This window comes from Sphingomonas sp. NPDC092440, from assembly GCF_044754985.1.
Lineage (GTDB): Bacteria > Pseudomonadota > Alphaproteobacteria > Sphingomonadales > Sphingomonadaceae > Sphingomonas.
The window spans coordinates 584,868-593,726 of record NZ_JBIVQA010000001.1 but is presented as its reverse complement, the minus strand read 5'-3'; the positions used below and the strand labels follow the sequence as shown (position 1 = coordinate 593,726).

Annotated in this window: 10 protein-coding genes; 7 read left to right on the top strand and 3 right to left on the bottom strand. The window is 67.9% G+C overall.

Features of this window, described 5'->3' with window-relative positions:
- Positions 1-331: 331 nt before the first annotated feature.
- Together ACIQCS_RS02855 and ACIQCS_RS02850 are read right to left on the bottom strand one after the other, a co-directional pair.
- Positions 332-1,840: a YifB family Mg chelatase-like AAA ATPase gene (locus ACIQCS_RS02855; RefSeq protein ID WP_345850939.1), complete on the bottom strand. Its 1,509-nt coding sequence runs from the start codon at positions 1,838-1,840 to the stop codon at positions 332-334.
- 125 nt (positions 1,841-1,965) lie between these two features.
- A complete protein-coding gene (locus ACIQCS_RS02850) occupies positions 1,966-3,570 on the bottom strand; it encodes a glycosyl hydrolase family 18 protein (RefSeq protein ID WP_345850938.1) in 1,605 nt (534 codons plus the stop codon).
- A gap of 145 nt (positions 3,571-3,715) precedes the next feature.
- Here ACIQCS_RS02850 and ACIQCS_RS02845 point away from each other — a divergent pair, with 145 nt between their 5' ends.
- From ACIQCS_RS02845 to ACIQCS_RS02815, 7 genes are all read left to right on the top strand, one after another.
- The gene (locus ACIQCS_RS02845; RefSeq protein ID WP_345850936.1) at positions 3,716-4,039 is read left to right on the top strand and encodes a hypothetical protein; all 324 of its coding nucleotides are present in this window, start codon (positions 3,716-3,718) and stop codon (positions 4,037-4,039) included.
- 87 nt (positions 4,040-4,126) lie between these two features.
- On the top strand, positions 4,127-4,261 hold the full coding sequence (gene rpmH, locus ACIQCS_RS02840) for a 50S ribosomal protein L34 (protein WP_345850935.1): 135 nt from the start codon (positions 4,127-4,129) through the stop codon (positions 4,259-4,261).
- Positions 4,262-4,278: 17 nt separating this feature from the next.
- On the top strand, positions 4,279-4,611 hold the full coding sequence (gene rnpA, locus ACIQCS_RS02835; protein WP_345850933.1) for a ribonuclease P protein component: 333 nt from the start codon (positions 4,279-4,281) through the stop codon (positions 4,609-4,611).
- A gap of 76 nt (positions 4,612-4,687) precedes the next feature.
- Positions 4,688-4,900 (top strand): membrane protein insertion efficiency factor YidD, encoded by a 213-nt coding sequence (gene yidD, locus ACIQCS_RS02830; RefSeq protein WP_345850932.1) that lies wholly within the window; start codon positions 4,688-4,690, stop codon positions 4,898-4,900.
- A 22-nt stretch (positions 4,901-4,922) separates the two neighbouring features.
- A complete protein-coding gene (yidC, locus tag ACIQCS_RS02825; protein ID WP_345850931.1) occupies positions 4,923-6,617 on the top strand; it encodes a membrane protein insertase YidC in 1,695 nt (564 codons plus the stop codon).
- A 17-nt stretch (positions 6,618-6,634) separates the two neighbouring features.
- Positions 6,635-7,252: a ribosome biogenesis GTP-binding protein YihA/YsxC gene (gene yihA, locus ACIQCS_RS02820; RefSeq protein ID WP_345852075.1), complete on the top strand. Its 618-nt coding sequence runs from the start codon at positions 6,635-6,637 to the stop codon at positions 7,250-7,252.
- 11 nt (positions 7,253-7,263) lie between these two features.
- Positions 7,264-7,602: a gamma-glutamylcyclotransferase family protein gene (locus tag ACIQCS_RS02815; RefSeq protein WP_345850930.1), complete on the top strand. Its 339-nt coding sequence runs from the start codon at positions 7,264-7,266 to the stop codon at positions 7,600-7,602.
- Positions 7,603-7,970: 368 nt separating this feature from the next.
- On the opposite strand, the gene ACIQCS_RS02810 is transcribed toward ACIQCS_RS02815, so the two are convergent.
- Positions 7,971-8,747: a hypothetical protein gene (locus ACIQCS_RS02810; RefSeq protein WP_345850928.1), complete on the bottom strand. Its 777-nt coding sequence runs from the start codon at positions 8,745-8,747 to the stop codon at positions 7,971-7,973.
- Positions 8,748-8,859: the final 112 nt, after the last annotated feature.

The following is an 8,859-nucleotide window of genomic DNA, read 5'->3' as shown; positions in this document are numbered from 1 at the left end:
TATTCCTCCTTCGTCACCCCGGCCTTGCGCCGGGGTCCCGCTGCCTTGCTGACGGAAGAAGAAGCGGGATCCCGGCGCAAGGCCGGGATGACGGTAGAAAATCAGATACTTGTTTGGGTTCTCAACCTAGCGTCAAAACCCGATCAAGGCTTTGATTTATTTCGTTATCTCCGCGCAGGCGGAGATCCAGGGCCAAGGGCGGGTTGCGGGCAGTCGGGGCCTGGGCGCTCCGGAAGGGGGTTCACCTGGCAGCATCCTTGTCCAGCGCTACCCTGGATCCCCGCCTGCGCGGGGATGACGGGGTTGGCTGATTGAGGCGTGACCCCAGCTCTCAGTTCGTCGGGGCGCGTCGGCGATAGCTCAGCGCCTCAGCGACATGGATGCGACCGATGTCATCCGCGCCCGCCAGATCGGCAATCGTGCGTGACACTCGGATCACGCGGTGAAATCCGCGTGCCGACAAGCGCATCGCCTCGGCAGCTTGCGCCAGTAACTTCCGGGCATCCTCATCCAGAACCGCCACGCGCTCCAACAATTCGCCATCCGCTTCGGCATTGGTTCGCACGCTTGTCCCGATATAGCGCTCGCGCTGAACGTCACGCGCCGCCGCCACCCTCACGGCAACCTCCGCCGACCCCTCGACCGGCGGCGACAACACCAGATCGGCCGCGCTTACCGCCGCCACCTCAATGGAAATGTCGATCCGGTCGAGCAGCGGGCCCGAGACCCTGGCCTGATAGTCCGCCGCGCAGCGCGGCGCCCGCGCGCAGGCGAGCGCAGGGTCGCCCAGATGCCCGCAGCGGCACGGGTTCATCGCCGCGACCAGCTGGACGCGCGCCGGAAAGGTGACGTGCGCATTCGCCCGCGCCACGCTCACCACGCCGGCCTCGATCGGCTGGCGCAGCGAATCGAGCACCGCCCGCTGGAATTCGGGCAGCTCGTCGAGGAACAGCACGCCGAGATGCGCCAGGCTCACTTCGCCCGGCTTCACCCTGATCCCGCCGCCGGTGAGCGCCGCCATCGAGGCCGAATGGTGCGGGCTGCGAAAGGGCCGCGTCCGCGTCAGCCGGCCGCCCTGCAGCGTCCCCGCCACCGAGGCGACCATCGAAACTTCCAGCGCCTCGCCGGCGTCGAGCGGCGGCAGGATGCCGGGCAGGCAGGAAGCGAGCAGCGACTTGCCCGCCCCCGGCGGACCGCACATCAGCAGATTGTGCCCGCCGGCCGCCGCGATCTCGAGCGCGCGCCGCGCCGTCTCCTGCCCCTTCACCTGGGCGAGATCGGGGCCCGGCACGGGCGGATCGACGGTGCCGGCCATGGGCGCGGGCAGCAGCTGGCTGCCCTTGAAATGATTGAGCAGCGCGATGAGGTCGGGTGCGGCGATCACGTCCACGCGCCCGGCCCAGCTTGCCTCCGGCCCCTGGGCGGCGGGGCAGACCAGCCCCTTGCCCGCCTCGGCGGCGTGGAGCGCGGCGAGCAGCACGCCGGGGCTCGGCGCGATCCGCCCGTCCAGCGCCAGCTCGCCGACGACGACATAGCCGGACAGCGTTTCGGCATCGACCACGCCCATCGCCGCCAGCAGCGCCAGCGCCACCGCCAGGTCGAAATGCGAGCCTTCCTTGGGCAGGTCGGCAGGCGAGAGGTTGAGGATGATGTGCTTGGGCGGCAGCGCCAGCCCGATCGCGGCCATGGCGGCACGGACCCGCTCCCGGCTCTCCGCCACTGCCTTGTCGGGCAGGCCGACCACCACGAACTTGGGCAGCCCGGCGACGAGGTTGCACTGCACCTCCACCGCGCGCGCCTCTAGTCCCAGATAGGCAACCGTCGATACGCTCGCGACCAAGCCCGTTCCCCCCAACCGGAACCGGACGATAGCGGCGGCGGCGGCCGATGCGCGCCGGGATGCCCCCGGAACGGACCAATCGATCGGGGCATGGCGGCCGGGGCGTGACGGTCAGGGCGTGGCGGTCAGGGCGCAGCGGTCAGGAAGTTGCGCTTCACCGCGCCCAGCAACGGGCTGCTGCCGTCGGGCATATGGTCATAGTTGATCGCCCAGATGATCGTGCCGCCCAGGCCCGTCTGGCGGACATAGATGCCCTTGGCCGCGATCGACAGTTCGTCCTCATAGCTCAGAAAGCCCGCCGGATTGATCCCCGAGCCCGCCGGCGAGAAGCCGCCGGGATAGCTGCGATAGCCGACCTTGGAGAGCTCGTCCCAGGTGTAGGTGCCGCGGCTGAAATAGCCCATCCGCGCCAGCTCCGAATAGCGCAGCGGACGATCCTGCACCTCGAAGATCTCGTTGTGCGTGGTGTCCTGGCGCGGCCCGGTGATGCTCGGGCCGTAGAAGATGCCGTAGAAGCCGATGCCGATGCCGATCTTGCCGCGCGGCACGCCCGTCTTCACATAGGCCGCGATGCTGGTGTCGAGGTCGCGCGGCGTGTGCGGCTGGGCGCCGTAGATCGGGCTGCTGAACCAGGAATACCAGTCGGCCTGGTTCCAGGCGCTGCCGATGCCGTAGCTCATCAGATTATACTGATCGACCAGGTTGGCGATGTCCGCCTGCCACTGCTCGACCATGCCCGCGCGCGGGCCCTCCTGCGGCAGGTCGTTGATCGAGACCAGATAGCCCGGGAAGGTGATCAGGAAGTTCCGGCCGTTCTGGTAGCGCGGCCGCGTGTTCGCCTCGGCGCGCAGCTCCGTGATCAGCGCGATCGCGCGCCGCCGCGCCTCCGCGGCGCTGACGCCGAGGGGCGCGCTGCCCTCCAGCCTGTCCTCCCAGTCGACATCGATGCCGTCATAGTCGTGCGTGACCAGATAGTTGACCAGATTGCGAACGAAGGTGGCGCGGACATTGTTGGCCGCGGAGCGCAGGAAGCCGTCGCCATCGCCCTCGCCGCCGAGCATCAGCACGGCCTTCTTCCCCGCCGCATGCGCTTTCTTGACGAGATAGTCCTCGACGCTGTTCACGCCGTCGGGCGAGAGCCCCGGGTCGTGGCCGGTGCCGGCGCCCTTCACCACCTGGCCCGGCTGGCCGCCCAGCGTGCCGCTGCCCGGCGCCACGCGCGCGAACAGCAAATGGGTGAGCGTGCTCATGTCCACCGCCTCGGGCGGATAGATATAGTCCCAGAAATAGCCGAGATAATAGCCGGTCACCCAGGGCTTGTCGGTGACCGGAACCGTCACCGTCACCGCCGCCGTGGCGGAGCTGGCGGGATCCGCCACGCTCGTCGCCACGACGTGATAGGTGCCTGGAGCCGGCGGCGCGGCATAGATGCCGTCGGCCGACATCGCCCCGCCATTCGCTTCCCGCACCGACCAGGTGCAGCGCGTGTCGGTTGCCCCGGCGACGGTGCAGCCGAAATGGCGGGTCGCCTGGGTGGGCAGCGAGAAGGTCGCGGGCCCGACCTGCACCGTCACCGCGGATGTGGGGCTCGGCGTGGGGGTCGGCGAGGGAGACGGGCTCGGCGAAGGCGTGGGCGTGGGCACCGGCGTGACGACGCCGCCATCGCCGCCACCCCCGCCACAGGCGGCAAGGAACAGCATCGGGACGAGCAGGCAGGGAAAGCGGGTCATGGCCGCGCCTATGCCGGCGCACCCCCGGGCCGGGCGACGCGGGCGCGACCGGGGGCGACCGGCGGGCGACGAAACAAGGCTAAGCGGCGATGAACCACGGCCGGCGTGTCTTGCACAGGCAATACACGATCCCCACCTTGCCGCCATGGCAGCCGCACGCAGCCCGATCGTCCGCACCGCCCTGTTCGTCACCGGGATGCTGGTGATCGCCGTCTCGCCACTGGTCGGCATCCTCCCCGGCCCGGGCGGGATCTTCGTCTTCGCCGCGGGGCTGGTCCTGGTGCTGCGGAACTCGGCCTGGGCGCAAAGGGCATTCTGCCGCGCCAAGCGGCGCTGGCCGCGATTCGGCCATTATGCCGACATGGCGCTCCGCCGCCGCAGCGCCCGCCGGCGCCGTCAGCGCGGGAAGGAGGCGGAAATCGCACGCGCGGAGGCCGAACTGCCCGGTTTGCGGAACGGAACGCGTTGACTCCGCCGGACCATCCCACTATGGGCACCCGACACGCGGCCGCCCCTGTGGTGGCCCTTTTACGTTCTAGATACTTGAGGATGAGCGATGAAGCGGACCTTTCAGCCGAGCAACCTGGTGCGTGCGCGCCGGCACGGCTTCCGCAGCCGCATGGCGACCCCGGGCGGCCGCAACGTGATCCGTGCCCGCCGCGCCCGCGGCCGCAGCAAGCTGTCGGCGTAATCGCCGACGGTGCGGCGGTGGGCCTTACCCGGCTCACGCAGCGCAAGGACTATCTCGCGGCGAACGCGGGCAAGCGGGCTCCCATGCCCGGCTTTGTCCTGATCGTCCATGTGCGCAACGATGCCGATCCGGTCATGCGGGTCGGCATTACCGTATCCAAGAAGGTCGGCAACGCGGTGATCCGCAACCGGATGAAGCGCCGGTTCCGCGCACTCGTCCGCGAAGTGCTGCCCGAAGCCGGCCTGCCCGGCGCCGATCATGTGCTCATCGGCCGCAACGGCGGCATCGAGCGTCCGTTCGCCGAGCTGCGGGCCGAGCTGGTCAAGGCCCTGGGGAAGGTGCGGCGGTGAGCAACGCCCCAGCCGTCGGCCCCGCGAATACGGGGACCCAGCTCCGGGGGCGCGCCGCGCGGGAGAGGGGGTGGCGATGATCGCCAAACTCCTGATCCTGCTCGCCCGCGCCTGGCAGATCGGCCCGTCGGCAGTGCTTCCGCCCAGCTGCCGCTACCAGCCCAGCTGTTCGGCCTATGCAATCGAGGCGCTTCGCCGCTATGGGGCTGTCAAAGGCAGCTGGCTCGCCATCCGGCGGATCGCCCGCTGCCACCCATGGGGCGGGCACGGCTACGACCCAGTGCCATAAGTTTTTCCGGGGAATCGGTTACGTGAAGGACGATCAGAAGAATTTCCTGCTGTTCGCGGTGATCGCGGCGCTCCTGCTGTTCGCGTGGCCCGCCGTCATGCACTGGTTCTTCCCGCAGCAGCAGCAGCAGGCCCCCTCCACTCAGCCCAAGGCGATCCCGAACAGCGCCGATTCGCCCGCCGCGCTGCGCGACCGCGCCGTCGTGCTGGCCGAATCGCCGCGCGTCGCGATCGAAACGCCGTCGCTCAAGGGCTCGATCAACCTCAAGGGCGCACGGATCGACGATCTCGTCCTCGTCAAATATGACGAGACCACCGCGAAGAACTCGCCGCCGATCCACCTGCTCTCGCCCAATGGCGCGCAGGGCGCCTATTTCGCCGAGTTCGGCTGGTCGGGCTCGGGCGTGCAGGCGCCCAATGCGAATACCGTGTGGCAGGCGAGCGGCACCAAGCTGACGCCGACCACGCCGGTGACGCTGACGGCACGGACCGCCACCGGCCAGGTCTTCCGCATCGATCTCGCGGTCGACCAGGACTATATGTTCACGATCCGCCAGACGGTCGCGAATCTCGGCCAGGCGCCGGTCTCGGTCACGCCCTATGCCTCGGTCTCGCGCGCCGAGCGCTCGAAGGACGCCGGCCAATGGGCTGCCCGCGTCGGCCCGATCGCCGCGACTGCCGACAAGGCGCATTATCTGGGCTGGAGCGACGTGGAGACCACGGCGCAGAGCTACAGGACCAGCGGCGGCTGGGCAGGCTTTACCGATCACTACTGGCTGACCTCGCTGATCCCCGATCAGCGGGTGCCGGTCACGCTCGGCCAGCGCCAGAATCCGAGCAAGGCCTATCAGGCCGATTACCAGCTCGATCAGCCGCTCGCCATCGCGCCGGGCAAGCAGACCAGCTATTCCAGCCGCTTCTTCGCCGGCGCGAAGGAAGTGAAGCTGCTCGAGGCCTATCAGGACAAGCTGGGCATCAAGCTGTTCAGCTATGCGATCGACTGGGGCTGGTTCGGCGTGATCGAACAGCCGATCTTCTATTATCTCGACTGGCTGTTCCGCCTGGTCGGCAATTTCGGCGTGGCGATCATCCTGCTGACGATCACCATCCGCGGCCTGCTCTTCCCGATCGCGCACAAGCAGTTCGAATCGATGGCCCGCATGCGCGTCATCCAGCCGAAGATGAAAGCGCTGCAGGAACGCCACAAGGACGACAAGCAGCGCCAGCAGCAGGAGATCATGAAGCTCTACAAGGAAGAGAAGGTGAACCCGCTGGCGGGCTGTCTTCCGATCCTGCTGCAGATCCCGATCATGTTCGCGCTGTACAAGGTGCTGCTGCTGACGATCGAAATGCGTCACCAGGGCTTCGTGCTGTGGATCAAGGACCTTTCGGCGCCCGATCCCGCGATGATCCTCAACCTGTTCGGCTATCTCCACTTTACGCCGCCTTCGTTCCTGGCGATCGGCGTGGTGCCGGTGCTGCTCGGCGTGTCGATGTACTTCCAGATGAAGTTCAACCCGGCGCCGATGGACGAGATCCAGAAGCAGGTGTTCGCGATCATGCCGTGGATGCTGATGTTCCTGATGGCGCCGTTCGCGGTGGGCCTGCAGCTCTACTGGATCACCTCCAACGTGATCACCATCCTGCAGCAGCAGTGGCTCTATTCGCGCCATCCGGTGCTGAAGCAGCCAGCGAAGAAGGAAGCCCCGGCGAAGTGAGCGGGTTCGACGAAGATATGATCGAGGCCGCGCGAAAGACCTTCGCCGGCCCGGTCACGTTCCTGAAGTCCGCGCCGACGCTGGAGTTCCTGCCCGGCCAGGACGTGCCCGAAGTCGCGTTCGCCGGCCGCTCGAACGTGGGCAAGTCGTCGCTGCTCAACGCGCTGACCGGCCGCAACGCCCTGGCGCGCACTTCGAACACGCCCGGCCGCACCCAGGAACTGAACTTCTTCGACGTCGGCCAGCCGCTGCGCTTCCGCCTGGTCGACATGCCCGGCTATGGCTTCGCCAAGGCGCCCAAGGACATGGTCCGCAAGTGGCGCTATCTGGTGAACGACTATCTGCGCGGCCGCCAGGCGCTGAAGCGCGGGCTCGTGCTGATCGATGCACGCCACGGGATCAAGGAAGTCGACCGCGAGATCCTCGACATGCTCGACGGCGCCGCGGTGAGCTATCGCATCGTCCTCACCAAGGCGGACAAGATCAAGGCGACCGAGCTGACCGAAGTGCGCGAGCGCACCGAGGCCGAGGCCCGCAAGCGCCCCGCCGCGCATCCCGGCATCATCGCGACGTCGAGCGAGAAGGGCATGGGCATTCCCGAGCTGCGCGCCGCGGTGCTCGAAGCGATCGGATAGAGCGACGCTGGATGCGCGAGGGCGCGCTGCTCTTCTCCTATGGCACGCTCCAGCTGGCGAGCGTGCAGCTGCGCCAGTTCGGCCGGTTGCTGGAGGGCAGCGACGACATCCTCCACGGCTACAGGCAGACCGAGATCACGATCCGCGACCCGGACGTGCTGGCAGCCAGCGGCATCGAGGTGCATCTGGCGCTGGTTCCCGATGCCGATGCCCCGCCCATCCCCGGCAAGGTCTTCCGCCTTACGCCCGAAGAGCTGGCCGCGGCGGACATGTATGAGAGCGAGAACTATGTCCGCGTCGAGGCGCCGCTTGCCAGCGGCACCACGGCCTGGGTGTATGTGAAGGCCTGACCGGCTGCGCTTCCCCATCATTCCCGCACGCTGAGGATGACGGAAGCAATCTCGCAGACGCGCTCAAATCCCCAAGCTTGGGCGGATCGACATTCAGACTAAGGATGTGGCTGGCAGGCCGAAGCGCTTCGAACCAACCGCCTTCGTCACCCTGAACTTGTTTCAGGGTCCAACGTGCCACCAGCGATATCGTGGGTGGAGAATTGGATGCTGAAACAAGTTCAGCATGACGAAAGGGAGAGGCTCCGACAGGCAACTTCCGTCCCTCGCCACCGGGAGCGAAAGAGACAGAGCTGAATGTCGATACTGCCTGGAGGTGGCTTGGAAAGGCTGCAAGAGGCGCCCCTCCCCACCCTCGCAGGTGAATCTCAGAACAGCAGCGTCTTGCGGAACAGCGATCCGTCCGGCGCCTTCGCCTCCAGCTTGATGAACTGCTGCGTGCGCTTGGCATACCAGAAGCGCGACGGGTCCTTGCCGCTGTTATAGTCGCATTCGACGATCCAGCAGTCGATCGGCCGCCCGTCGGGGCCCGCCAGCTGCGCGTCCCCGGTCACGGTCCACAGATAGCGCGCCGGCGGCCCGCCGGCCGGGTGATAGAAGGGAATCGACACCTGATAGCCATGCGCCAGCGGCAGCGTGCCGAGCATCTCCATGTCGGTCTCGAAGTTGAACATGGGCTCCGGCAAGGCGACGCTGAAATCGGCACGGCTATTGTCCGCCACGCCCGGCAGGCCGGTGATCCGGTCGGGGGCGAACAGGAACCCCTCCACCGTCTTCCTGTCCTCCACCGTCGTGATGCGCAGATGGCTGGAGGGCCGCCACGTGCCGGGCTCGAACAGCGAATCGCGGGTGACCAGCGAAGGCTTCGCGCCCGTCCCGTCCCAGCGCTGCACGACGCGCAGCTTCTGCACCCCGTCGACCGTCTCGAACCGCACTTCCCGCCGCCAGATGTCGCGCGCGACATGGGCGCCGTCCTTCTCGGCCGAGCGGAGATAGCTGTGCACGCCCGGCTTGAGCAGGTCGAAGCGCGCCAGCCGGTCGCCGACGCTCAGCCTGGCCGGCGCCGCCGTGGCCATCGCCGCGACCGGCGCCACCGCCGCCGTCGCCGCCGCCGTCGCGAGCACGCCCCGCCGGCTGATCTTCACTCCGTCCATCCTCGCCTCTCACATTATCGTGCTAGATCACTAACACACCTCGTTCCCGCCGCAAGCGCCGCGCTTTGACCGGGCGGCGCAACCGATCCATGGTGCGGCCGGG

What these genes read in the sequence shown, in the direction of transcription:
- ACIQCS_RS02850 (WP_345850938.1), bottom strand. Translation starts at nt 3,570, where the DNA reads ATGACCCGCTTTCCCTGCCTGCTCGTCCCGATGCTGTTCCTTGCCGCC.
- ACIQCS_RS02845 (WP_345850936.1), top strand. Translation starts at nt 3,716, where the DNA reads ATGGCAGCCGCACGCAGCCCGATCGTCCGCACCGCCCTGTTCGTCACC.
- rpmH (WP_345850935.1), top strand. Translation starts at nt 4,127, where the DNA reads ATGAAGCGGACCTTTCAGCCGAGCAACCTGGTGCGTGCGCGCCGGCAC.
- yidD (WP_345850932.1), top strand. Translation starts at nt 4,688, where the DNA reads ATGATCGCCAAACTCCTGATCCTGCTCGCCCGCGCCTGGCAGATCGGC.
- yihA (WP_345852075.1), top strand. Translation starts at nt 6,635, where the DNA reads ATGATCGAGGCCGCGCGAAAGACCTTCGCCGGCCCGGTCACGTTCCTG.
- ACIQCS_RS02815 (WP_345850930.1), top strand. Translation starts at nt 7,264, where the DNA reads ATGCGCGAGGGCGCGCTGCTCTTCTCCTATGGCACGCTCCAGCTGGCG.